Below are 23313 nucleotides of genomic sequence, written 5' to 3' on the forward strand. Positions count from 1 at the left end.
TTGATCACAGGGGGCAGGCGTGAGCGTTCGTAGCCTGAGTGCATTGTCGACGCCAGATCCATTTCAAACGTGACTCACCCACCCAGCGCTAGCCGCCTAGGCTCACGCCCCTGGGGCCAACACCTTGGCTTTTGTGCCCTGGCCGCTACCACCCTTGCTGGTGCCATCGGGGTAGCGGGCATGGCCCAGAACCGCCCCCAGGAAGTGAATGTCTATTCCGGACGCCACTACAACACTGATAAACAGCTCTATAGCGAGTTCACCCGACGCACCGGCATCAAGGTGAACCTGCTGGAGGGTAAAGATGACGAGCTGATCCAGCGCCTGAAGAGCGAGGGCAACAACAGCAAAGCCGACCTGCTGGTATTGGTGGATGCGGCCCGAATTTACCGAGCCCAGGAGGCCAATCTGTTTAGGTCGATTCGCTCCGCTGAACTCAACAAGGACGTGCCGGCCAACCTGCGGGACCCCAAAGGCCAGTGGTTTGCCCTGACCCGCCGGGCCCGCCCCGTAATGGTCAACCCAGCAATCGTGAAGCCCGGCCTGATCCGCAGCTACTCCGACCTCAGCCGTCCGGAGCTCAAAGGCAAGCTCTGCCTACGCAACCGCGCCAGCGTCTACAACCAGTCGCTCACGGCCGATGAGCTGGTGCGGCGCGGCAAACCTGCCACCCAGCAATGGCTGCAGGGCATGCTCGCCAACACCAAAAGGCCCTTCTTTACCTCAGACACCCCCATGCTGCGGGCCGTGGGACAGGGAGAATGCGGCGCTGCTGTAGCCAATCAGTACTACCTAGCGCGCATGCTGCAAGACAAGAACAGCACTGAGCGCAGCACCGCTGCGAAGCTGAAAGTTGTGTGGCCCAACCCCACGCACGTCAATATTTCGGCCGGTGGCGTCACCCGTAGCTCCCGCAACCCCGAGGGTGCGCAACGTCTGCTGGAGTTCCTAGTTTCGCCCCAATCAGGAGAGGGCTACGCCGCCGCCAACAACGAATACCCCCTCAAGGGCTGGGGCAACAACCCGACCCTGAAGGCATTCGGCACTTTTAAGGCTTCACCGGTGTCCATGGAGCAGCTGGGCCGCCGCAACCGCGAAGCGGTGCAACTGATGACGCAGGCTGGCTGGGAGTAACGACTTGGCATCGCGTTGACGCCCTCCACGATCCAGTGCGCCCCAGGGCAAGGACAAGGCGCCCCCGCGCAGGGGCCGGGCCGCTCCAGCAGCCGGACCTGGCTCTTACTGGTTGTGATTTTGGCGAGTGGGCTCGCCCTATTGCCCCTGCTCACCCTGGTGAAAGACGTGGTGATCAACAGGGGCGACAGCAAGCTGGAGCTGGGATTTGACGGGCTCAGACAGGTGCAGGGCACCTTGCTGCTGGTTGCAGGGGAAGGTCTCTTAGGTGCCGTAGTGGGAACTGCCATCGGCTGGCTCACCGCGGTTTGCCGCTTCCCAGGCCGCCGCTGGCTGCGCATCGCCCAACTGGTGCCAATGGCCTTCCCTGCCTACCTGCTGGCCGCCAGCCTGATCGACTGGGGCAGCTATCGGGGCCTGCGCATCCATGGCCTGGGCTGGGCCATCGTGCTGCTCACCCTGGCTAACTACAGCTATGTATTTCTGCTGAGCACCGAGAGCTTCTCTGTTAGTGGCAGGCGGCTACTGGAAGCCAGCCGCAGCCTTGGCGTGGGCCCTTGGAGAAGTTTTTTTCGCGTCGCCCTGCCAATTGCCCTGCCCTCGATCGGCGCCGGCATTGCCCTCAGCGCCATGGAGGTGGTGAACGATCTCGGCGCCGTGCGGCTGCTTGGCGTGCCCAGCCTCTCGGCCGGCATCCTCGATCGCTGGCAGGTGGATGGCGATCCCCAGGGTGCGGCGTTGCTATCACTGGTGGCTCTGGCGATCGTGGCGGTTTTAATCGCCAGCGAACGTCAATTGCGCCAACGCAGTCGGCGCTGGAACCTGGAAGGCGGAACGGGCAGCGCCCATGTTTGGCATTTGGCGGGCTGGCGCGCCGCCTTAGCCCAATTGTTCTGTGTGCTGCCACCCCTTATCGCTGTGGCCATTCCCGCCCTCTGGATTCAGCAGGGCTGGCAAGGGCTGCAGAGCGAATCGTTCGCAGAACTGGGCCAGCTGGCAAGCCGCAGCCTCGGTCTGGCCCTGATTGCCACTGCGGTGACCTGCCTGGGTTCGCTGCTGCTGGCCATCTGCCGGCGCTGGAGCCCCCAGCCGCTGGTGCAACAGCTCAGCTTTATCGCCGGCTTGGGATACGCCATTCCCGGCAGTGTGCTGGCCCTGGGGCTGATCATGCTGGGCGGCCCCCTCGGCTTCAGCCCCGTGCTGCTGTTGCTCTGGGGCTACGGCGACCGCTTCATCGCTGTTTCAAAGCAGGGGCTTGATGCTGCGCTTGAGCGCATACCCCCAAGCATCGACGAAACGGCGACCAGCCTGGGCTGCGACTGGCTGGCGGTATTGCGGCGGATTCACCTGCCCCTGCTGCGGGGGCCACTGCTGGTGGGATCACTGCTGGTGTTTGTAGATGTGGTTAAAGAACTGCCAATCACCCTGGCCCTGCGGCCCTTCGATTTCGACACCCTGGCGGTGCGTGTATTCCAATACGCCAGTGACGAAAGGGTGGGTGCCGCAATGGCACCCGCCGTAATGATCATGGCGTTTGGCTTGCTAGCGGCACTTGCCCTAGTGCCCACCCTGGAGCAGCGCGACTAAATCAGGCAGCAGCCAAAGGGGCGGAATCAACTAGTTCCGGTGCCAGGCGCATGCCGACCTCGCCAATGGGAGCCTCGAGCAGCTGGGCCTGGCGAATCCGTGAAATCAGCCGAGTGGTGGTAACCCGGGTGGTGCCGATCAATTCACCGATGCGTTCATGGGTGAGACGAAACGGCAGATCACACCAGCTACCGCAGCGACGACCGAGTCGGCGCACCAGCAGACCAAACAATGCATGTAGCCGCTGGTCAGCGCTGCCTAAATGACGGATGCGCAGTAGCTGCAAGGTCCATTCATTGACGGCATCAAAGCCATCGCCCTGTCGGAGCGTGGCGTCACTGCGGAAACTCAAAGGCGTGAGCGCCTCAACGCAGACGCCCTCACTGCAGAGGCGCTCAGTGCACAGCTGATCCCCCGCCTGCAGGAAAGCCAAGGTCATCCCCTCGGTTTCCTCGCAGGGGCAATAAACGCGAGCCACACCGTCCAGCACCTCAATGCAGCTGCCAGAGGGGAGCAGGGCGGGATTTAGCAGCACGGTTTGCCCAACCGGCATGCGCACGGCGGCAATGGAATCGGCTGGCAGAAAGCGAAAACTCATGGCTGCGGCAAGGCTTATTGCGAATGACTCGCAACCTAAACAAGAACGCCGCCTTTTGCAAGCGATTCTCAATAACAACAATCAATTGCAAGCGGGCGTGGCGCGCGCTCCAGGTCAGCGCAGTTGCAATTGCACTTTTTGTCTACTTTTTCACCAATGGCATCCCGTAGCGCACACAAAGTCAGCCTTTGTAGCTATGGACTACAACTTGCAGCCAAAATCCTCCGCCAAAGGCATCATGGAATTGCTTCCCACCGACGTTGGGGATTTTCCCTTCATGTTGAACCGCAACCCCATGTGCAGCCGCATCGGCCTGCTGGCCGCTGCCGCGAGCCTGCTGGCGGCAGCTCCAGCCCTAGCCCAAACAGAAACCCTCTACAAACTCGACACCAAGTGCAGCATCAAAGGCGGTGAACCGCAGGCCTGCGTGGTGGAAGCAGTAAACGAGGGCAATGCAACCCTCTACCGGCACAGCATCGGCAAAAAGGTCGAAACGATTCGAATAACCGATAGCCCAGTGCGCATGAGTGTCTGGGTTGACAGCACCAAAACCTGGAAAAACCTCGACTCAGCAGCGGCCCGCTTCTCTACGAACACGATCTGCTTTAACGGGCGTGACCTGTGCGTGATCAACCCCAATTACCTCAACAGTGTTAAGGAAGATCGCCCTGACTCAACGGCAGGCCGCGACCTAATCAAGGTGCAGTTCGGCGCTGATGGCCGCATAGATCTCACCTGCTACGACGACGGCTGCAAGGGGGTGGGCAAATGACCCGTGCTCTGAACACACCGTGGAGCGGCCTCGGACTGGCGCTGGCGGGAGTGTTGGCCCTACCGATCGGCACAGCGTTTGCCTTCGATCGGCCCATGCTGAATAACGCCTTGCCGGATAGCGGCACAGCCCAACTGCTTGCCCGCGGAGGTGGTGGTGGATCCCGTGGCGGCGGCGGTGGTGGTGGCGGATCCCGAGGCGGGTCCCTTGGCGGTGGCGGTGGTGGCTCCCGTGGAGGTGGCAGTGGCATGCGCGCCGGTGGCAACAGCGGCTTCAGCAATGCCGGAGCGGGCCTTAACCGCGGTTCGACCAAACCAGCAGGTGGCTGGAGCAACAACGCAAGAGTTGGTGCTGGCGCAGGTGGGGCCGGGGGACCTTCCTTGAACCGACCAGCGCCCGTTAACCGACCGGCGGCAGGCACACGTCAGCTACCAAGCGCTGGCCAGGGAGGTGACCGAATGGCCAACCGCGATGGCAATCGCAACCTCAACCGGGACGTAAACCGGAATGTAAACCGCGACGTAAACCGGAATGTAAACCGGAACGTAAACCGGGATGTAAATCGCAACTGGAACCGCAACGTCAATATCAATAATGTCAACGTTCGTCCCGGCTGGGCAAGGGCAGGATGGGGAGTGGCGCGGCCCTGGAACCACGGCTGGTACGGCGGCTGGCCCGTCCCAACTTGGGGCTGGTGGGGTGCTCGGGCAGCGGCCTGGGGCGTGGCAACTCTCGCCACTGCAGCAGTTATCAACAACGCCGTTGACAACGCTGTTAGCAGCAATGCCACTTACATTGTGGTTCCCAACACAAACTACCAATTGCTATACGGAACGGTTCAACCATCCGGCAGCAATTCAGTTAGTTTTGTAATGCAGGCCAATGGCAGCAACTACCAACTGACTGCCAACTGCAACCAGGGCACAATCAACGGTCAAGAGCCCAGCAACGCCGAAGAAGCCGAACTACTAAATGCCGCCTGCCAAGTGGCATACGGATCGGTTTAAGCGGCTAACAAACCATGGATCTGTCGCCCTAGCAGCGGCAGATCCAATTATTTTGATGGCAAAAATGCAAGCCATGCACCGGGCCAGATCGATACCCATCTTGATAGGCCTCACCCTGGTCGGTGGCCTCACAAGTGAACTACGTGCACAGCCGTCTGATCCCGCTGCCTCCAGCAACCAGCCAGCGCAACCCGCCTCGCCTTGGGCGAGCACCATCGAGCTATATGGCTTTGCGCCGATCAGCACTACTGGAACAACTACTGTCTCAAATGGGACAAGAAACTTCAGTGCCGACACCGATCTAAATCTTGGTGATGTTCTTTCAAAACTGAAGTGGGCCACTTCCCTACGCGGCAGCATCGAAAAGGATCGCCTTGGTCTTTTGGTCGATCTGGATTACGTCAAACTTGGGCAATACGAATCAACGACCGGCCGGCGTGGAATCTTCACGGGGAGCGCTGAAGTCACAGCTACTCAGGGTATTTACGACCTTGCCCTGCGCTATCGCTTTGGGGATCGAGAAGCTGCGGTGGGCAAGCCGGGGCAATTCAGCCTAATCCCCTATGCCGGCATACGCATAATCGATGCCCAGTTGGATGTGGCAGCCCAGATTCAAGGCAGTAGAGGTCGAGTCAGTTTCCAACAACAAGGCAACTTTGGACGCACCTGGGTTCAACCTCTTTTGGGAACCCAGGCTACGATTTTCATGTCTCCCCGCTTACGCGCGTTTGCCCGCGCCGACATCGGTGGCTTTGGGCTAAGTGGATCAGAAGATCTTTCCGGAAACGCCCAAGTTGGCCTTGGCTATGCAGTGGGCAACAACACAGATCTAAATATTTCCTGGCGGTATGCGGGGATCAACTACAATACTGGCGACATTCCCGATAGTGGCTACAGCAGCTATCGAAATGGCTTTGAAATTGGCCTGAAATTCTTCTTCTAATTCAATGAAACGCCGTTCTAATTTTCTCACAGACTTCAAGGACTTCGTCAACAAAGGCAATGTTGTAGATCTCGCTGTTGCCGTAGTTATCGGTGGAGCTTTTGGCAAAGTAGTCGATGCGGTCGTCAGCCTTGTGATGACCTCACTGCTTGCTCCTGCCTTGAAAGCTGCCAATGTATCGGCTATCAGCGCTTGGCCAGCAGGAGCTGTGATAGTGGCGCTGATCAATTTCATCGTGATCGCCTTCGTGGTGTTCCTTATCGTGCGCGGCATTGAAGCCATGAAGCGTGGCGAACGACCGATCTCCGCTCCCGATCCCCAGGCTCAACTCGCTGCTGCCGCTACCCGCCTGGCAGAAGCTTTAGAGCGTCGCCAGCTCTGAGGGCCTCACCACACAGCGAAAACCCATATGGCCCGTGGAGGTATCAAGCCCCTGGGCCATGCGGGCTGCTGGTCGGTAACGACGGCAATAGCTAGGTGCACATAAATAAGAACCACCCTTAACCACTTTGCGTGGTTGCTCGCCGTGCTGGGAGTGGCTATCGATGCTTGCTTCACGCGCTTTGGCTTGGGCGGCATCGGCGCAACAGGCTCCCGTGCTCTGCTGGTGCTGGCCATACCAGCTATCGGTCCACTCCCACACATTGCCGATCATGTCGACTAACCCATAGCCGTTGGTAGGAAAAGCACCTACAGGGGAGGTGCGCTCGTAGCCATCTAAGCGACTGTTGTGGTGGGGGAAATCACCCTGAAAGGTATTAGCTAGGGGAACTCCACCGGGATAGAGCTCTTCACCCCAGGCAAACTCGGCATTGCACAGGCCGCCCCAAGCAGCCCGCTCCCATTCCTGCTCCGTAGGCAGCTGTTTGCCGCACCAGCTGGCGTAGGCAAAAACGTCGTCCCAGGCGACATGGACCACCGGATGCTGCTCGCGGCGCTTAATCGAGCTGCCCGGTCCCTCCGGATGACGCCAGTTTGCTCCGGCAAGATATTGCCACCAGCGGTAGTGGCTTCCAGGCCCCAGCGGGCCCGGAGGCGGAACAAAAACAATTGATGCCGGCGCCAATCGTTCCTGATTGGCGCCGGGATAGTGAGCGGGATTTGCTGGCTGCTCCGCCAGCGTGCGGTAGCCGGTGGACTTCACAAAGTTCCGAAACTGGGCGTTAGTTACGGGAGTGCGATCGATCCAGAATCCAGCCACCTCGACGTCATGGGCCGGAGCCTCCTCGGGGTAGTGGTGGTCTGACCCCATCCGGAAGCCGCCCGCCGGTATCCACACCATTCCAGGGAATGGGGGACGACCGGGGGATCGGGCGGTGCCGGCTGACATGGCGGCAGGATCAGGGTCCGCCGACAGTATTCACCATCTTCTCCATCACCTGCTGCAGTGAGAAGCTGGCAGCCTTTTGGCGAGGCGGGTATTCGGCGAAGGTGGCAAGGAACTGGGCCACGTAGGTCTGGGCTGGTACCAGAAGGAAAATGTGATCAAACATCCAGTCCCAATAGGTGTTTGATGTCACATCAGCGCGCTCATAGGGGTCGGTGAGCAGGTTGAAGATCTTGGGTACCCGCAGAGCCGTAAACGGTTCGGCCCAGATCTGGCAAGTGCCCTGGGAGCGCTGCTCCATGAACACAAACTTCCAGTTGTCGTAACGCAGGCCTGTGAGGTCGCCGTCGTCGGAGAAGTAGAAGAACTCAACCCGGGGACTCTTATCCGCCTGGCCGGTCCAGTAGTCGAGCATGTTGTAACCATCAAGGTGCACCTTGAAGGTCTTGCTACCGACCTGATAGCCCGCTTTTAGCTTCTCCTTGATATCAGGCTCACCGGCCGCGGCAAGGATAGTGGGCAGCCAGTCGAGGTGGCTACAGATACCCGAGAAGATTGTGCCTGGAGCGATGTGCCCCGGCCAGCGCACTAGGGCCGGCACCCGATAAGCCCCTTCCCAATTGGTGTTCTTCTCGCTGCGGAAGGGTGTCATGCCGGCATCAGGCCAGCTGTTCATGTGGGGACCGTTATCGGTGCCGTACATCACGATGGTGTCGTCGGTGACACCCAACTCGTCGAGCAGGTTGAGCATTTCACCAATGCACTCGTCGTGATAGATCATCACGTCGTGATACTCCGACTGCCAGCGACCGCTGCGGCCCACATCCTGGGCACGCGCATAGGTGCGGAAGTGCATGTGGGTGGTGTTGAACCAGACGAAGAAGGGCTCGCCAGAGGCAACGGCATCGCGAATGAAACGCTTTGCCTCAGCCATGAATTCATCATCGGCCGTCTCCATCCTCTTACGGGTTAGGGGGCCGGTGTTTTCAATCCGTTGGCTGCCATCACCATTTGCCCAGCAATGCAAAACACCGCGGGGGCCGAAGCGCTCCTTGAAGTTCGGGAAATCCTCAGGCTTGGGATAGTCGCGCAGCTCCGGCTCCTCCTCGGCGTTGAGGTGATAGAGGTTGCCGAAAAACTCGTCAAAACCATGCATGGTCGGCAGATGCTCATCGCGATCGCCGAAGTGGTTTTTGCCAAACTGGCCGGTGCGATAGCCCTGGGGCTTGAGCAGTTCAGCGATGGTGGGATCTTCCGCTTTAAAGCCAGCTTCAGCGCCAGGCAGCCCCACCTTGCTGAGACCGGTGCGGAAGACGCTCTGGCCGGAGATGAAAGCCGCACGACCAGCGGTGCAGCTCTGTTCGGCGTAGTAGTGGATGAAGCGACCACCCTCCTTGGCTACGCGGTCAATATTGGGGGTCTGATAGCCCATCAAGCCATCGCTGTAGCAACTCAGATTGCTTTGACCGATGTCGTCACCCCAGAGGATGAGAACGTTGGGTTTTCCGTTTGGCATGGGAAGCAAGAAGACGAATACGCCTGCTTAAAGGATGGATTGCCTGCAGCACATCGCTGGAAAGCTATGCACTTCTTCACACCCAAATATTCAGGCCAGTATTTATTTGCGCAAATGCAAATATTGGCGTAAACGCAAAAAATCAATACCAGGGGCAAATCCGCCAGCTCGATTGCCATCCAACATATTTCAGGACTGAAGACTCCGCTGCCACCTCAGAAATGGAATCGATAGCAGCACAGTTATCAATAGATACACCAGAATTCCAAGTTTGACGGCTGGCATTTCCGGGGCATAAATGCCAGCCAGCAACAACGCAAGACCCGGGTTACGCATTGATGTTACTAATGCCAGGGTGACCCCCAGGCAGGGATCTCGGTTAGCGAGGCCATAGCCCAAAGCCAGGCTGATCAACACCAGAGCCGCCATAACCGGCAGGGCAATCAGATTGGCGCCCACATAGGTAACCAAAAGCGGCGCCGTTTTCCCGAGCACCACCAACACGAGCAGCAGCAGCAGCCCATTAGCGAGGCGATCGAGGGAGGGCTCTAGTCGGCTTGCCCAGCTGGGCGCAAAGCGCCTCACTAACAAGCCCAGCAACAGGGGGAGCAGCTGAACCAGCGCCACCTGCGCGGCTACATGGTGCGACTGAACCTGCCAACCCTCAACTCCAAAGATGCGGGTGAAGCCGCTCGCCAGCAGGGGAATGGTGATGATCGCCGCCAGTGCTGCGGCCACTTGGAGCAGGGCGGCCAGGATCCGATCCCCTCCTTGCTTGCCTGCCTTGCGCATCAGCAGGGGGGCACTAGGGCAAACAGCCATCAGGGCGATAGAAAATCGAGCCGGCTGGGAGAGGGCCATGGTGGGCGGCAGCAACAGCAACAGCGCAGCTGCCACAGGCACGAGCAGGCAGGTGCCGATGAGACCACGCAGCAGCAGACCCCGGTGCTGCTGCCAGCGACCTAAGCCATCGAGGGGCAAGCCCACCCCCAGGGCAAACATGATCGCGAACAGGGTGGCAGTAACCAACAGGGGCGGGGATTGAGCCATCGGAGCAAGGCGCGGAACAGCAGATCAAAAAGAGAAAGCGGGCTAGGGCCTAGCTGCCGGCGCGGGCAGCAATCAGCCCCAGTGCCAGCACACCGATCAAAGTGAGCATCACAGCTGTAGCGGCAGCTATTTGGGGCTTGTCTCGGTAGACGTAGTCGTCTTGATGGAGACGGCGCAGCTCTTTGCGGTATTGGACCGTGGCTCCCGCCATGGCGAGAATCCCGGTGATCGTGAAGGCCGCCGCCACTAGCTGCACTCCCCACTCCACCTGGGCACCTTGGCCACCTGCGGCACGATCAATTGCTCCCACGATCTTGTCTAAGCCGAAGCCAAAGCTGATCAGCGAGAGACAGGTGCGGATCCAGGCCATGAGGGTGCGTTCGGCCGCATCCCGGTTGCGTTGCTTGGCCAGTTCGTTGGTGAGATTCATCGGCGCCCCTCCGGGCTCAGGGATTGATGGGATGCTTCAGCCTCCAAATCACGGGCCAAGAACACATTGAGCAAGGTGCGGATCACGGCCACCACGCCCAATTGCACCAGATGGGCGCCGGTGGGGGAAGTGGAGGTGGCCACGATATCTGCCCCGAGCTGAAACTCCAGGGCCATCGCCAACCAGCTGCCGAAGGTGAGCCTCACCGCCTGAAAAGCAGTGGAGCCGCGCCGCCGGGCACGCCAGCCCTGCCAGGCTTGGCCCAGGGTGATCAACAAACCGAGCAGCACCGTGCCCAGGGAGAGGGCCTCAAGCACGCTGCGCAGGGCCATGGCCAACGTGGCTAGTCCCTGATCAAAAACAACCAACAAGCTGGGCTCGGAGCTAGGCATCGAAGGCAGCTGGCAAGCATGGATGCGTTCGCTTTCCCAAAGCTAAGGAGCACTGCCGCTGCCGTCAGCTGTGCCGACGCATTTGCAAAACGCTGCGCTTAGGGATTGCCTTTATGTGTATGCGGGACTACTCAGACGCCGCACAGCTGGGGCAGAGGGCCCGGACGTTGAGCACGCACTCAAGCAAGCGGAAGCCATAGGCGCCCGCGGCCTGCTCGCCAGCCTGGAGCACCGCTGAATTTTCAAATTCCTCAGTGCGGCCGCAACGCACACACACCAGATGGTGATGGTCGCGGTGGGCGTCACTGGCCAACTCAAAGCGGCGACCACCCTCTGGGAGCTCCAGCTCCTGCAGCAGCCCCATGGAGCTGAGCAGCCGCAAGGTGCGATACACGGTGGCGAGCGACACCCGCTCCTCGCTGCGCAGCAGGCGCTGGTGCACCTCTTCAGCGCCCAGGTGGCTGCCTTCACCAATGCGCTCAAACAGGGCCAACACCCGCTGGCGCTGGGGCGTCAGCCTCTGGCCGCGATCGTGCAGGCTGGAGCGCAGGCCATCTCCACCGGCGGGAAGGGTTGCAGCGGGGGGCTGGGCTCCAGGGCTGAGTCGGGCGGTCACAGCGTGATCCCAGTCTTCTCAACAATAGATGCAGTTGCGAAGAGGTGCCATGCGCAAACCCCGGGCCGTCTTTCTCGATGCCCTCAGCCTGGGCCCTGTAGACCTGGCCCCCCTGGAGCGTCATGCCGAGCTGATCTGCTGGCCCAGCACCCCGCCGGAACTACGCCTGGAGCGACTGCAGGGGGCCGCGATCGCAATCACCAACAAGATCCAGCTGGATGGGGAGCTGCTGCGGCAACTGCCCCAGCTGCGGCTGATTTGCGCAGCTAGCACCGGCACCGACCAGATCGATGGCCAGGCCTGCAGCGAGCTGGGTATCGCCGTGCGCAATGCCGGTAGATACAGCACGGCCTCGGTGGTGCAGGTGACCTGGGCGTTGATCCTCGAGCTGGTCTGCGATCTGCAAAACCGGCGGCGCCAGGTGCTGCAGGGCGACTGGCAACGCAGCCCAGTCTTTTCCCTGGTAGAGCCGGAATTTAATGAATTAGCCGGCCGCACCCTCACCGTGGTGGGAGCCGGCAGCATCGGCCGAGGCGTGGCGGCCGTTGCGAAGGCCTTCGGGATGGAGGTGCGGCTGATCACCAGCCGCAGCAATGCCAGCGAACTCGAAGCCGCCCTGCGCCAGGCGGATGTGCTGAGCCTGCATGCCCCGCTCAACCCGGCGACCCAGGGCCTGATCAACGCCGAGCGGCTGAGCTGGTTGAAGCCGACTGCCGTGCTGGTGAACCTGGGCCGGGGCGGCCTGATCGCGCTGCCGGCCCTAATTGAAGCCCTGGAGCAGGGCCGCCTGGCTGGAGCCGCCCTCGACGTGCTTGAAAAGGAGCCACCAGGCGACGAGTTGGAGGCCCTTAAAAAGGTGCCAAACCTGATCTTGACGCCCCACATCGGCTGGGCTTCCCGCCAAGCCCGCCAGCGTCTGGTGACCGCCCTGGCGGAGGCGCTGGAGAGCGAAATTGGTGGTTGGAGCTGAAGGCCCCTCCCCCTGGCGGGGGATGACAGGCCGCAGCGGGTCACCAACACTGCAGGGAATTCATGCCCCTGCCATGACCCACTCCCATCCGCGCCTGCTCGGTGGAGCCCTCGCCGCGGCCCTGGCCATCGGCGGCTCCTGCCCTGCCCTGGCCGCACCCGCCAACCCCACCCGGGCCTCCCTTCAAGGAGTCACCTTCACAGTGAGCAGCAAGGGGGAGGGCTCGGTGCGCCAACTCACCATCGCCACCAGCGGCACCCCCCAGGCCATAGCCCCGATTCGGCAGGAGATTCTCGGCAGCGTCAGCGGTGTGGAGGTGGCCGATCTCGATGCCAACGGACTGCCAGAGGTGTATGTGTTCATCACCAGTGCCGGCAGTGGCAGCTATGGCTCGGTGGAGGGTTGGGCCCTGAACAAGGGGCGCCGCTCACTCTCCACGATTCACATGCCGGAGCTCAGCGGCCAGGCCGCCAAGGGCTACCAGGGCCACGATGAATTCGCGGTGGTGGAGCTCACCCTGGCCCGCCGATTCCCGATTTACCGCCCCGGCGATAGCAATGCCAAGCCCACTGGAGGCACCCGGCAGATCAGCTACAAGCTCGTGCCGGGAGAGGCGAGCTGGCAACTGAAGCCGATGCGGGTCGACACTTACTGAGATGGCAGGTCGTGGGTGGAAGCGGCCGGCAGGTGGGGTGTGCGCCACCCTCCTTGCCGTGGTGATACTGCAGCCCCTGGGGGCCAACGCCAGGGGCGACAAGCTGCAGGAGGCCATCGCCGCCTTTGAGCAGCGGGGGTTCGTGATCCGCCGGGAGCATCCCCGCTGCGCCGAGCCCCAGCTCTTTGGGTTGTACGTGCGCGGCCGGCGCGAGGTAGTGGTCTGCCCCAGGGGTAACCAGCTGGAAACCCTGCTGCACGAGGGCTGGCATGCGGTGCAGTCGCTGTGCCTGCGCGGCACCCCCCTGCTGGGCAGCGATGCCCTGCTGCACCAGCTGGGGCGTCGGGATCGCCGCGAGCTGCAGCTGCTCTATCGGCCCGACCAATGGCCGCGGGAGGCGGAGGCACGCTTGATGGCCCGCGAACCCCTGGATCGGTACCTGCAGACCCTGGATCGCTCCTGCACCGCCGCCGCCCCCGCGGCGCCGAAGGCAAACTGAACCCATCTCCCCAGGTCGCGAGCTGCCATGCCCACCCAAGCCGCCGTCCAGGCCTATTACGGCCAGGAGCTCACCGGCACGGCCGACCTCAAAACCAGCGCCTGCTGCGATGCCGATGCGGTGCCGGCTTGGCTGCGGCCGCTGCTGGCCCGGATCCACCCCGATGTGCTGGCGCGCTACTACGGCTGCGGCCTGGTGTGCCCGCCCCTGCTGGAGGGCTGCCGCATCCTCGATCTGGGCTGCGGCACGGGCCGGGACGTCTACGCCCTGGCCCAGCTGGTGGGGCCCAGCGGCTCGGTGGTGGGCGTCGACATGACGGCGGAGCAGCTGGCGGTGGCCCGCGAGCACCTGGCCTTCCATGCCGAGCAGTTCGGCTACGCCAACGTGTCGTTTCTGGAAGGCACGATCGAAGCCCTCGAGGCCCTGCCCCTGGAGCCCGGCAGTTTCGATGTGGTGGTGAGCAACTGCGTTCTCAACCTCTCCACCGACAAGGCGGCGGTGCTGCAGGGGGTGAAACGACTGCTCAAGCCAGGCGGAGAGATGTACTTCTCCGATGTGTACGTCGATCGGCGCCTACCTGAAGCGGTGCGGCGCGATCCGGTGCTCTACGGCGAATGCCTGGGCGGAGCGCTCTACTGGAACGACTTCCTGCGCCTCGCCAAGGGCGCCGGCTTCCCCGACCCACGGCTGGTGAGCGACCGCGAGCTCCAGATCACTGAGCCAGCCCTGGCGCCGCTGGTGGGCGAGGCCCGCTTCTATGCCGCCACCTACCGCCTGTTCCACATCGCCGAGCTGGAAGATGCCTGCGAAGACCATGGCCAGGCCGTGATCTACCGAGGCACCATCCCCCATCACCCCCACCGCTTCGACCTCGATGGCCACCACGGCATCGAAACCGGCCGGGTGTTTCCGGTGTGCGGCAACAGCTTCCGGATGCTGCAGGCCACCCGGTTTTCGCCCCATTTCGAGTTCATCGGCGACTTCAGCCGCCACTTCGGCCTGTTCCCCGGCTGCGGCAGCAGCCTGCCCTTCACGGCAAGCCCTGAGGGCAGCAGCAACAGCTCTGCCAGTCAGGCCAGCTGCTGCTGAACGCCAGCACCCCAACCCCGACTTCGCGCCCACCGTCGTCCCTTGCCTGCAATCTGCGCTTGAACAATGCCCTGCTGCCAACGCTGTTTCAGGCACCGGAGCTGAAGCCACTGGTCGAGAGCGTCGACTTTGACGAGTGGCAGACGGTAGTCGGCAGCTCCCTGGGGGAGCACCGCAGCACGCTTCGCACGCCCGCCAAGCGCTTCCTGTGCCGCATGGCCTGGGGCCAGACCGGCCCCCTGCAGCTGCTGCACCTGGAAGGGCAGGGACAGATCGAACTGCGGCGGGTGCAGGGCAGTCAACATGCCGTGTTGTGGCTGCCCCTGCAGGGGTGGAGCCAGGAGCGCATCAACGGCACCTGGCAGGTCACCATCAAGAACCTTGAGCAGGAACGGCAGGTGATAGACGCTGAACTGCTGAGCACCTTTGGCGATGCTGAACTGAGATTTGGTGTTCGTGCCACTGGTGGTTGGGTACTCAAGCAGCGATCACGAACCAGTTGGGACTACGACCCAGAATTTCGTGATGCCATCAAGGGTCTTCAGGGTCAGGCACAGCGGGATGCTCGGGCACAACCGCTTGTGAGCACCTATCTCTGCTTGACCCAGGTGACCTGATACTCACTACCGAGCATCAGGCGCCAAATACATGTTGTAGGTGGACAACGGGATTGGCAGAATCCGCGCCACCAACAACCCAAAACTCCGTGCTGCCGCCTCCCAGCAGAGCACGGAAGTCGCCGGCATCAATCGAGATGCCGCAGTGCTCCGCCAGTTCAACCATCTCCTCTGGGGTGGTAGAGGCATAAAACTCACGCCGCAACTCAGGGTCTCCATCCATCCGATAAATGAAGTGATCCAGCACATCAAGTAGCGGTGGCGAGGGGTAATGCATCCAGAGTGCTGAAGTGGTCGAACCATTGTGGGAGAAGGCAGGATCTCAGAGCAAAGAAATTCACGGTAGCAGCATATATACATCACAATTGAAACACCGAACTTCACAGGAGCAGCGTATTTGCATTATAACTGCAACAATGAACTCCACAGAGAGTCAATCAAATGCTCAAGGCAACCAGCAACGGTACTCAGGCACCTGCTGCCATCAAGTTTTCTTTGCGACCCACTGCCGAAACCTTGGCGGATCTTTCTCGCCCTATTGACCCTCGGCACCTCACGACCAGCAAGCAGGGCACAGCAACCCTGACCTACTGCCCATGGAACAACATTGCCCGCCACCTTCACCATCGTGCTCCTGGTTGGTGCTGGGAGGTTCAGAGCGTTCAGGAGGTTGGTGGTGCCGTTGTGGTTACGGGGCGCCTGACTATCCCTACCGCCGACGGTGACTTGCTCCATTACTCAGCAGTGGCATCGTAACCATTGGAGACCAAGTCCCAGGCCACCCGCTGCTGAGGTTGCTGCGTCCTCATGCCTCAGAAGGGCGGCAGCATTGGCGGGTCTTGGGTTGGAGTTGTGGGGATGATTCAACAAGGAGCATGAGCGACTGATATGTGCTGCGCATTCGAGTCAGAACCCATTAGGAACCAAAACTCCAACTATGAGGAGGGCAAGCAGTAGACGGACTTAGCAAATGCTTGATCTCCTGGCAAGCATTGTAGTTGGGATGCAAGACTCATTTGCAACCAGCAAATCACCGTCCGTAGTCGTCGTCCTTGCTCGACCCATAGACACCAGGATTCAGCAAATATTGCTTGTGAACTGTGCAATCACAAAATCCGAGACCGAACACCTGGAGATCACATGCGCCGACTGATAAGATAAAATGATAAATTCGAATAGTCGACACAGAATGCTTGTATTGTTACAGAAAACTGCTGTCTCCATTGGGCTGACGAGCGCCTTACTGTGTTCCACCGCCAGGGCAGCGACTGCTGTTTATACCTTTGGAGATCTCCTCTCAGGAACGCTCAAAGAATGCCTGTCGAATGCCAAGACAGCAGCATCGAAAGCAGGATTTACAGAGAATCAACAAGAGATTCTGGATGCAAACCAGAAGGCAGGAGACTTTCACGCGTCCAAACCTAGCACCCCTGCATCAATGTCCATGCGTTGTGATCCCTCACTCGGTGTCTATTCCATCGGAGTCAGCGGGGTCGATGCAAAGGCAACCTTTGACTCTTTACGAGCGATAGTCAAGTCTCTATAAGAAAGTGGACTTTCAGGTAATTGAAATCAGTTTAAATTTTGTTCTGAGACTGGCAAAATGGGACGTGATTACCCATAAAGCTCCGCAAGCCTGAGATCGCGCTCCGTGCAAGGAGTGCAGCAGCAGACTGCATTGGCGATCCGTTCCGTCATCGCAGCCATTGAGAAACGCCGGTTGAAGCGGAAGCAGAAGCCGCCCAGCTAGTGCCGGGCGTACTTGTCATAGCCGCAGGCCCGCGTAGCGGTAGTTGAAGGCATGAAAGGTGCCGCAGAAGCTGGTCTTGAGGTTGCCCAGCAACGTGTTGAATCAGCGGAACTGCGGCAGGTCGTTGGGGTGCTTGCCACCGGTGACAACAGACTTGTGGATGCAGTTGGCTGTCGTCACGGCTCGGAAGCAGGCCAAGCCATCGGAGAGCACCTGGCTGCCGGGCATCAGATGGCGTTTGGCCCATTCAGCGATCGCTTCTGAGCAGAAGCCACTAACGGCTGTGATCCTGGCGTGAATTGGATGTCCAGCCTCGTTCAAGGAGACGGCCGCAACGATTTGGATCTTGTTCTCTGATCCCCGACCTGCCTTGCCCCCCGGCAGTTCTCCGCCGAGGTAGGAATCATCCATCTGAATCTTTCCCCGAAGCAGGTAGTCCTCCCGCTCAGTCATGGCGCGCAGGATCTTGTTGTGCAACAGCCAAGCCGTGTCGTAGTTGACGCCCAGGTGGCGGCTGAGTTGCAGTGAAGAGATCCCAGTTTTGGCCTGGCCGATCAGATAAAAGGCTAGAAACCAAGTGGTCAGCGGCAGCTTGGTGGCCTGCATGATCGTGCCGGACGTGAGCGTGGCCTGATGCCCACAGGATCGGCACTGGTAGCGCTTAAGTCGCCGGCCGTAGACCATCCCATGCTCGTGACATTGGCAACGCGGACATCGGAACCCATCGGGCCAGCAGACCTTCTCCAGAGCAGCCTCACATTGTTCCTCGGTGCCGTAGAGCCGTTGGAACTCAGGCAACGAGAGGCCTTTCTGGAACTGGACGGCACTGCGCGACATGGACTGACTGGTATATGCGTACCAGCCCCCCGTGCGGCCAGTTCGCCCTGCGCGGAGTGAGCTGGGTAATTACGAATGACTATGAGCAGCAGTTCATCGCAGCCAGTACACACACTTATGCTAATTACTGAACAGTGTCCACAAAATCGGGAAGAGCCAAAACCGAGAATTACGCTAAATTACACAGGCAATGGGACAAGAACAGCTAAGCTGATAGGAATCTAGATGGACATGCGACACACCAAGCTCGGGCAATGAACCACTCCGCTCCTGGCTCCGTCAAACTTGACGAGAAGCTCAGACTTGCAGACAAACTTGTCAAGCAGGGGAAAGCCAGGCAGGCTGAACTAGTTCTGCGCAAGCTAGCGAGACGTGCCGGTTCAAGTCACATCTTACTTTGCAAGCTCGGCGCCATCTTTTGGATGCAAAATAGGCTTGACGACGCCATTGACAACTTCAAGATGGCTATAGCCATAAAACCTGAAGTGCCCGATGCCCACTGGCACCTAGGCTCCATCTACCAACAGCAGGGCGAACTCGGGTTAGCGATCGAATGCTTCCAAGAGGCACTAAGATTCGACCCTTCAAATCCCACCAGGCACTTTGAATACGGGAATCTGCAGAAAGTAATGGGCAGAACAGGCCACGCAATATCTGCCTACAATAGGGCCATCGAACTTAAGCCGAATTACGCCGAAGCATACAACAATCTTGGCAACATCCTTGCTCAACAAGCACTATTCGAAGATGCAATAAGTGCCTACAAGAAGGCTTGCGAGATGAATCGCGAGTTGCCCGGCGTCCTCACCAACCTTGGGAGCTCCTTGCATCAAATTGGCGAATACGATCAGGCAGTAGAAGCCTTTTTGGCAGAGATTAAGCGCGATCGATCAGCCTGCGAGCCGTATTTTTGCCTTGCAAACACCCTTAGACAGAAAGGCAATATCGAAGAAGCAATCAGCGCGTATGAAAGTGCCATAGAGGCAAATCCCAACTATGCAGACTCACACAATAATCTTGCCAATACTTGCGAGGCCATGGGCGACATTTCAAAAGCAACTCAGCATTACTTGCTAGCCCTTGAGGCAAACCCTGGTCACACAATGGCCATGCGTAATCTTGCCCGTATTGCGAAGGGAAATAGCCTGATCAGCCTAAAAAGCTACATCAGAAAAGCCACTAGGCTAAACCCTACACTACTAAACGACCTAGGCTTTGTTGAGACCATAGCCTCTCTTGGCACAAGCTTTTGCACGCAGATGCTAGCTACAACAAGCTACCCGACACCTGATTCAGTTATGAGATCCAACTCGAGAGAGAGACCATTTCGAAGGGAATCCAAGCAAGACGACGAAATGTGACTGATTCCCTGAAGAAGCTCGGATCGAATGGCGATGTTCCAATCTGTGAGCTGATGGAAAAAGTCAAACACAACAGCATCCGCAAGGCCAAGAGGCCGAAGAAGTGAGAGCAACGTAGCAACTGGCAGAGCCGCCGAAATACTTCCAATGGGAAGACAACGCACAACAATCACTTGATTGTCAACCCAAAGATTATTCCCGCGATAAGATGCCTCGGAGTAGTGCTCACCTAGGCATTGCAATAGAAAGGGCGAGAGCACACTAGAGAGGGTAATCGGGCAGGAAAAGGCTACGGTCGAATGGGAACTGAAACCATAATGAGCCCACATTCCAAGTGGACTCTTTAATGTTAAATAATTATGCAGATGTTCTTGTGCATCGCCACGGGGCGGCGTTTCGATCCCGTTGCTAGTCTTAAGGAAGGGCTGGGAAAAGGCACTGTGGTTCACAAGATCCCATACCGGCGCAAGAACATGGGAGCCTTCATAGGAAACGGTGCGGGTAGAAATAAAGCGCCTATATAGCGATGATTCTGCCAATGAAGGGATCAACAGACTTGGCGAAAGTAAGCCCAAGGCAATCAGCTTATGCCTGTATTGAATGGGTAACTTGCTGAGCCCCTCAAGAAAACTCAATGCCTCTGACCGGCCACCACCCGACCAACTCCAATAATTGTAATAATCATGGAGAAAATGGATGGCATTATCAGGCAAGCACAAGCTATCCATGATCGAGATGCCGCCGTTGTCAAGAAATTGGAGATGAATGGTCGGCAGCAAGAGCTGCTTAGGACAAAAGATTCGAGATGGATTTGAAGAATCCAGCGAGAAAAGTCCACGGCCTCTAATGCCAACTCGAGGCTCGAGGTTCTGGACATCACCACCAAGCTCTAAAAATGATTGCTTAATCTGCTCCCAATCCGATGACACCATCACGAACCAATCGACATCACGATCAAATAATTTCAAGCTGGTTGAGACTACCGGAGTAGCCTGTGATCTCAATTACGGCGTCTCTTGAGGAACTGAATCCAGCGATAGAATCATTAAGAGCAAGGAAAGTACGGGTACCGAAGCTGAAGCTGGAAACACCATTTGCGACAAAGTTATCAGAAGAAAGCACTTGCCGCAAGGCGACGTTAGTGAGCGCTGAAACGGATCCGAGCTGACGGATACCGCCAAAAGTGACTGCGTGAGGTGCATCAATACGATCAAATCCAATCGCTAAGTCGGTAATCCAATCATATTCGTTAAGCAGTGAGTCACTGAGCACAGAGTAACGGAAGACATCGCTACCCCCCAGCCCGGTGAGAGTATCTCCTCCAGCTCGACCCTCCAAGATGTTGCCAGCATCATTGCCTGTGATGCTGTTGGCCATTGCATTTCCAACTCCACTAATGGGATCAGACCCAAATAGCTCAACAGCGCGGTAAGTTGCTGCGAGATTCACCACCGAAGAAGTGGAACGAAAACTATTGACAACATTATTACTAAAGGCACTAACCGAATTACCGCTGATATCAACAAGAGATCTTCCACCGCTCATAGGGCTGTAAGTCGTGCTGAGCGTTGAACTGGAGGCGGGTTGGCGACCTAGAGTTAGTTCAACAAGATTAGCTTGAGTGCTTGCGATCCCAGCTTGCATCACAGGAACAAGGCTGCGATTCTCCAGGACCTGGAAGTTGTTGGCTACGAGACTAGAAGAGGCAAGATCCTCAGAGAACAAAAGGAGCACTTTATTACCAGAAACTGTCTGACTGAGAAGCCTGGGGGCACTGCGGTCGATCTGCAGAGCTTGGGTGAGTACATTGCTTTCTAAACCAGAAGCATTGATAGCACTAAGGTGCAGCATTGCTGTGCCATCAGCCGAAGGCAAATCCGAAGAACGAATACGAATACTCCAAGTGCCACTCGGATCGGCCTTACCAGTGAAGCTTCTGGCTCCTAAGCGAGCATTGATTTGGCTGTTAACTTCAGACCTACCATGGAGAGTAATGCCATATTGTGCCTCAACTAGATTAATACGATTATCCGCTGCTACAGCATCCAACGAGGGTACAGCAGGTGCAATTGTGGCCAGTTGCACATTCCTGCTGACGCTGCTCGAATGGTTACCGGCCAGATCATTAGCCAGGACGCTCAGGCTGGTGGCGCCCTGGCTTAAGAAGCCAAGCTCGCTGGAATTGAAAGAAATGCTCCAGGTGCCACCACTTGTTGTTGTTGTGGTGCGTGTGAGTGACGACCAGGACAAGGTGATGGAGGTGGCAGGTTCAGCCACGCCTTCAACGATGACACCTGTCAAGGCTTCTGCGGCTGAGATTAGGTCGTCTCCAGCAATCGTTAATATTTTAGGAGTATCAGGTGCCTTCGTATCGATCAAGATAGTTTGGGTTGTGATGGATGAAGAATTACCAGCGGCATCAGTTGCCTGAACGCTGACAACAGATGCCGCAGTGTCAGCTGGCAGCTCAGTAGCACTAAAGAGGATACTCCAACTACCATCTGAGTTCACAAGGGTAGTCTTGTCAGTTCTACCCCACATAACACGAATGGTGCTGGCTGCGTCTGCACTGCCTGTCTTCCCTATTAGCAGTACACCAGCTGCTTTGGTGATTGCGTTGATGACCTGCTGCCCATTCACGAGCACACCAAGGGATTCAACCAGCGGTACTTTGGGTGCCAGCAGGTCAAACGTTGGATGGAAAGGAGGAGAGATCGTGCTGTTGCCAACCTTATCGGTCACAGTGGCAATGATCGGAGCATTTAGGTCAAGACTGGCCAGCTGTTGAGCAGTGATCCACTGGCTCCACCTGCCTGAAGGCCATACAAATGGGCGTATAAACAAATTGTCCCATGTCAGGAGAAGAGCGCAGCCCCTCTCAATTTGACCAGAGATGTGGATACCAAGCCCAGACTCTTTGATGTTAATGATGCCGTCACTGGTTATGGGCTCAAAGGTGGGAATTTGTGGTGAGACTGTATCGATACCAACCCAGTATCGACTAACAAGGGACGTATTGCCGGCTTGATCAGTTGCTGAAAAAAGAAGTGTTGAACGCGGACTATCATCTGGGATCTCGCTGGATGCCAGCTGAACCGACCAAAATCCATTGGCAGTGGCAAGAGCCGTTTTGGTAGCTGTGGCCCAATTCAGTGTGACAGTAGCTCCGGCTTCAGCTTTTCCAATGAGTGTGATGCCGTTTTGTTTTTCGGAAGCGTTGATCTGATCATCTCCTGCCACTTGGCTAAGCCAGGGCATGGTGGGGAAACTGGTGTCAACCACCACTGCACGCTCGGTCTGCAGAGAGGCGTGGCCATCGTGATCAAAGGCTGTAATTCGGATCGTTGTGTCTTGCCAATCGTCAGGAATTTCAGAGATAACCGCTAAGAGCGGATTGCTCTGATTTGGATCAGTCGTGGTAGCAAAGTGTGTAGACCAGGCTCCATTGGTAACCGATATATGCTTTGTTGTGGCACCCCAGCTGACATCCACCGTGCTGGCACCAGGGGCGAGCCCTGTCAGTGTGACGCCTGTGCCTTTTTCTGCCCGGTTCACACGATCGTCCGCAGAAACCAACGCAATGGTGGGTTTCGCAACTTCGTCCCGGCCATTGATACCAATATTGAGATCCTGATCTATCGGATCACCGTGTCCATCGGAGATTTGCAGGCGGAAATAATCCACAAGACTCTGGCCATCAAAAAGGGTCAAGAAGCCGACATGTTGGTCCTTAACGACGTATGTAAAAGAGCCATCAGAAGCAAGCGTTAGCGTTCCATAGATGCCCTCGATTGTGGTGGCCTGCGTTGTGCTAACTTCGCTCCACTGGTTGTTGGTCTGTGAACCAGACACATCCTTCCATCGAACAGCTGTGATCAGCAACTGATCATCATCTGGGTCGAGGATCTCAGCAAACAGGGCGCCGGCAGCTCCGTGGGCGTCGACAGAATCTAGAGTTATACCCAGTGGACTCGAACCTGTCTCATAGGCTTGGTCAAGAAGATTCAGGTCCCTAAGACTGACAGGTGCATCATCCACAGGGGTGACATCGATCGTGACGGTGGATGCGGCTGACGCGGCATCGGCCTGATCCAGTACCTTGAACTGAAAAGAGGAATATCCATCGCCATTGGCATTGGCAGCGGGCACAAAGGTGAGCTTGC

The 23313-nt window shown here is 58.1% G+C and carries 22 protein-coding genes and 1 pseudogene; 12 read left to right on the plus strand and 11 right to left on the minus strand.

Annotated features, from left to right (window positions below; genetic code table 11):
- Positions 1-69 precede the first annotated feature (69 nt).
- Both KBZ22_RS02750 and KBZ22_RS02755 read left to right on the plus strand, forming a co-directional pair.
- Positions 70-1134 (plus strand): extracellular solute-binding protein, encoded by a 1065-nt coding sequence (locus tag KBZ22_RS02750; protein ID WP_254998077.1) that lies wholly within the window; start codon positions 70-72, stop codon positions 1132-1134.
- Positions 1135-1248: 114 nt separating this feature from the next.
- Positions 1249-2721, plus strand: a complete 1473-nt coding sequence (locus KBZ22_RS02755; protein WP_315858590.1) for an iron ABC transporter permease — start codon at positions 1249-1251, stop codon at positions 2719-2721.
- A 1-nt stretch (position 2722) separates the two neighbouring features.
- On the opposite strand, the gene KBZ22_RS02760 is transcribed toward KBZ22_RS02755, so the two are convergent.
- A complete protein-coding gene (locus tag KBZ22_RS02760; RefSeq protein WP_255020909.1) occupies positions 2723-3319 on the minus strand; it encodes a Crp/Fnr family transcriptional regulator in 597 nt (198 codons plus the stop codon).
- A gap of 238 nt (positions 3320-3557) precedes the next feature.
- Between KBZ22_RS02760 and KBZ22_RS02765 the strand changes: the two genes are divergently transcribed.
- From KBZ22_RS02765 to mscL, 4 genes are read left to right on the plus strand one after another with little or no spacing between them, the layout of a single operon-like run.
- A complete protein-coding gene (locus tag KBZ22_RS02765; RefSeq protein ID WP_255020910.1) occupies positions 3558-4091 on the plus strand; it encodes a hypothetical protein in 534 nt (177 codons plus the stop codon).
- The gene (locus tag KBZ22_RS02770) at positions 4088-5098 is read left to right on the plus strand and encodes a hypothetical protein (RefSeq protein ID WP_255020911.1); all 1011 of its coding nucleotides are present in this window, start codon (positions 4088-4090) and stop codon (positions 5096-5098) included. The genes KBZ22_RS02765 and KBZ22_RS02770 overlap by 4 nt, the downstream gene beginning before the upstream one ends.
- Positions 5064-6041, plus strand: coding sequence for a hypothetical protein (locus tag KBZ22_RS02775; RefSeq protein WP_255020912.1), 978 nt, complete (start codon positions 5064-5066; stop codon positions 6039-6041). The genes KBZ22_RS02770 and KBZ22_RS02775 overlap by 35 nt, the downstream gene beginning before the upstream one ends.
- Positions 6042-6045: 4 nt before the next feature.
- A complete protein-coding gene (gene mscL, locus KBZ22_RS02780; protein WP_254942523.1) occupies positions 6046-6423 on the plus strand; it encodes a large conductance mechanosensitive channel protein MscL in 378 nt (125 codons plus the stop codon).
- Here mscL and KBZ22_RS02785 read toward each other — a convergent pair.
- The 6 genes from KBZ22_RS02785 to KBZ22_RS02810 all read right to left on the minus strand — a co-directional run bounded on the left by KBZ22_RS02785 (position 6403) and on the right by KBZ22_RS02810 (position 11372).
- On the minus strand, positions 6403-7371 hold the full coding sequence (locus KBZ22_RS02785) for a formylglycine-generating enzyme family protein (protein WP_254942524.1): 969 nt from the start codon (positions 7369-7371) through the stop codon (positions 6403-6405). The genes mscL and KBZ22_RS02785 overlap by 21 nt on opposite strands.
- A 10-nt stretch (positions 7372-7381) precedes the next feature.
- On the minus strand, positions 7382-8884 hold the full coding sequence (locus tag KBZ22_RS02790; RefSeq protein ID WP_254942525.1) for an arylsulfatase: 1503 nt from the start codon (positions 8882-8884) through the stop codon (positions 7382-7384).
- Between the two features lie 189 nt (positions 8885-9073).
- Positions 9074-9934 carry a bile acid:sodium symporter gene (locus KBZ22_RS02795; protein WP_254942526.1) on the minus strand — a complete coding sequence of 287 codons (861 nt, stop codon included), beginning with the start codon at positions 9932-9934 and terminating at the stop codon, positions 9074-9076.
- 49 nt (positions 9935-9983) lie between these two features.
- Positions 9984-10364 carry a YidH family protein gene (locus tag KBZ22_RS02800; protein WP_254959647.1) on the minus strand — a complete coding sequence of 127 codons (381 nt, stop codon included), beginning with the start codon at positions 10362-10364 and terminating at the stop codon, positions 9984-9986.
- Positions 10361-10756, minus strand: coding sequence for a DUF1622 domain-containing protein (locus tag KBZ22_RS02805; RefSeq protein WP_254942528.1), 396 nt, complete (start codon positions 10754-10756; stop codon positions 10361-10363). Before KBZ22_RS02805 ends, KBZ22_RS02800 begins: the two co-directional genes overlap by 4 nt.
- A 127-nt stretch (positions 10757-10883) precedes the next feature.
- The gene (locus KBZ22_RS02810; RefSeq protein ID WP_396111536.1) at positions 10884-11372 is read right to left on the minus strand and encodes a Fur family transcriptional regulator; all 489 of its coding nucleotides are present in this window, start codon (positions 11370-11372) and stop codon (positions 10884-10886) included.
- A gap of 49 nt (positions 11373-11421) precedes the next feature.
- Between KBZ22_RS02810 and KBZ22_RS02815 the strand changes: the two genes are divergently transcribed.
- The 5 genes from KBZ22_RS02815 to KBZ22_RS02835 all read left to right on the plus strand — a co-directional run bounded on the left by KBZ22_RS02815 (position 11422) and on the right by KBZ22_RS02835 (position 15202).
- On the plus strand, positions 11422-12342 hold the full coding sequence (locus KBZ22_RS02815; RefSeq protein ID WP_255020913.1) for an NAD(P)-dependent oxidoreductase: 921 nt from the start codon (positions 11422-11424) through the stop codon (positions 12340-12342).
- Positions 12343-12415: 73 nt separating this feature from the next.
- Positions 12416-12997, plus strand: coding sequence for a hypothetical protein (locus tag KBZ22_RS02820; RefSeq protein WP_255020914.1), 582 nt, complete (start codon positions 12416-12418; stop codon positions 12995-12997).
- Between the two features lie 37 nt (positions 12998-13034).
- On the plus strand, positions 13035-13496 hold the full coding sequence (locus tag KBZ22_RS02825; protein ID WP_255020915.1) for a hypothetical protein: 462 nt from the start codon (positions 13035-13037) through the stop codon (positions 13494-13496).
- A 27-nt stretch (positions 13497-13523) separates the two neighbouring features.
- Positions 13524-14585, plus strand: coding sequence for a methyltransferase domain-containing protein (locus tag KBZ22_RS02830; RefSeq protein WP_255020916.1), 1062 nt, complete (start codon positions 13524-13526; stop codon positions 14583-14585).
- Positions 14586-14644: 59 nt separating this feature from the next.
- Positions 14645-15202, plus strand: a complete 558-nt coding sequence (locus KBZ22_RS02835) for a hypothetical protein (protein ID WP_255020917.1) — start codon at positions 14645-14647, stop codon at positions 15200-15202.
- A 16-nt stretch (positions 15203-15218) separates the two neighbouring features.
- Here the strand turns inward: KBZ22_RS02835 and KBZ22_RS02840 are convergent, their stop codons facing one another.
- The gene (locus KBZ22_RS02840) at positions 15219-15479 is read right to left on the minus strand and encodes a Nif11 family protein (RefSeq protein ID WP_255020918.1); all 261 of its coding nucleotides are present in this window, start codon (positions 15477-15479) and stop codon (positions 15219-15221) included.
- A gap of 1337 nt (positions 15480-16816) precedes the next feature.
- Positions 16817-17789: pseudogene (locus tag KBZ22_RS02845) on the minus strand (IS1595 family transposase).
- A 254-nt stretch (positions 17790-18043) separates the two neighbouring features.
- Here KBZ22_RS02845 and KBZ22_RS02850 point away from each other — a divergent pair.
- Positions 18044-19150 carry a lipopolysaccharide assembly protein LapB gene (locus tag KBZ22_RS02850; RefSeq protein ID WP_255020919.1) on the plus strand — a complete coding sequence of 369 codons (1107 nt, stop codon included), beginning with the start codon at positions 18044-18046 and terminating at the stop codon, positions 19148-19150.
- Here the strand turns inward: KBZ22_RS02850 and KBZ22_RS02855 are convergent.
- Both KBZ22_RS02855 and KBZ22_RS02860 read right to left on the minus strand, forming a co-directional pair.
- Positions 19066-20118 (minus strand): hypothetical protein, encoded by a 1053-nt coding sequence (locus KBZ22_RS02855; RefSeq protein ID WP_255020920.1) that lies wholly within the window; start codon positions 20116-20118, stop codon positions 19066-19068. The genes KBZ22_RS02850 and KBZ22_RS02855 overlap by 85 nt on opposite strands.
- A complete protein-coding gene (locus KBZ22_RS02860) occupies positions 20105-23299 on the minus strand; it encodes a bluetail domain-containing putative surface protein (protein ID WP_255020921.1) in 3195 nt (1064 codons plus the stop codon). The genes KBZ22_RS02855 and KBZ22_RS02860 overlap by 14 nt, the downstream gene beginning before the upstream one ends.
- Between the last annotated feature and the right edge of the window lie 14 nt (positions 23300-23313).

The organism is Cyanobium sp. L1E-Cus, assembly GCF_024345755.1.
Taxonomy (GTDB): domain Bacteria; phylum Cyanobacteriota; class Cyanobacteriia; order PCC-6307; family Cyanobiaceae; genus Cyanobium_A; species Cyanobium_A usitatum.